Annotated in this window: 1 protein-coding gene; it reads right to left on the reverse strand. The window is 66.6% G+C overall.

What is annotated here, in order from left to right:
* Nucleotides 1–1,196: hypothetical protein (locus tag H7C86_RS36915; protein ID WP_259349448.1), on the reverse strand; the 1,196-nt coding region annotated here is incomplete at both ends.

Consider the following 1,196-nt stretch of genomic DNA (forward strand, 5'->3'; position numbering starts at 1 on the left):
GAATTGTGCTGAATGGTCGCCTGCAAGTGGTTGGTTTCTTCGCGGTAGACCACCATCTCCCGGTGCAAGGCGCGCCGGACGCGCGGTTGCTCGGCCAGGAGTACGGCCAGGACGGTCAGCAACAGCCACGTCGCGGCCGCGCTCGCGAGGAGCAACAGGACCGGAATCCACGGACCGCCCATCTGCTCGAGCAGCGTCGTCTTCGCCCAGACTCGCCAGTAGAGCATCAGATTGACGATCAGTCCGACACCGTACGAGATGACGAAAGACAGCAGGAACTGCTTCCATGTGCCGTCGTGGCGCCTCGCCGTCATCGGTTCGGCCCGCAGCGGCAAGGCCACGGACATCACGTTGGCGACACCGAGCCACAGCAGGATCATGGTCAGTACCTGACCGCACGCCTTCACCAGATCAGCACTGCTTCCGGAGCGCCACGCGAGGATGGCACTGAGCAAGAACCCGGCGCTGCCGACGAGAAGCAGCATCATCGCATTCTTCGCGACGAGGACGTGCCAGAGCCTGGTTCCGCCGGACAAAGCAGCACGGACGCGGCCGGCGTCGAAGCTGAGCGCATTGGTGCACACGACGCTTCCGACCACACCCGAGAGTGCGTACAGCGCAAGGTAAGGCAGTCGATCTTCCTTGGCGTCCCACTGGAAGAGGCGAATGAATGCCAGGTACGCCAAGCCCATTCCGAGGCTCAGCCCCAGCCGAAAAGCGATCGACCGAGGCTTGCCACTCACGACGTGCCGTGCTTCCTCACGGATCCGGGAGCCGAGATCCTGCACGTGCCGGACGACGGGGTTGCCCGAGTTCAGCGGGACGTAACCGCGGATCGCGGCGGCGACGATATCGGTGTCACCGGCATCGAGCGCGGCGACGCGTGCTTCGAGAACCGCAAGGTGGGCGGCGCGCAAGGCTATCCGCGCGGTGGTCACCGCGGCAACGGCGTCGGCCTCGGCCTGCGCGGCGGTGCTGATGCCGGCGTCGGCGGGCAGCGGCGGCTGCAACGTCGTGATCAGTTCGAGTTGGCGAGCCATGTGCGGCGACGGCGACAACCCGCTGTACGACGGTCGGCTCAGCGCTGATCGTTCGTCGTCGAGCGAATCACGGACGGACGCGGCGGCCTTGCGGACGGCTGCCGGGTTGTGCCAGCGCACCGACCGGGCGTCACGCTCGGCGGCGACGGCCCGGGA

The organism is Rhodococcus sp. UFZ-B548 (assembly GCF_903819475.1).
Taxonomy (GTDB): Bacteria; Actinomycetota; Actinomycetes; order Mycobacteriales; family Mycobacteriaceae; genus Rhodococcus_F; species Rhodococcus_F erythropolis.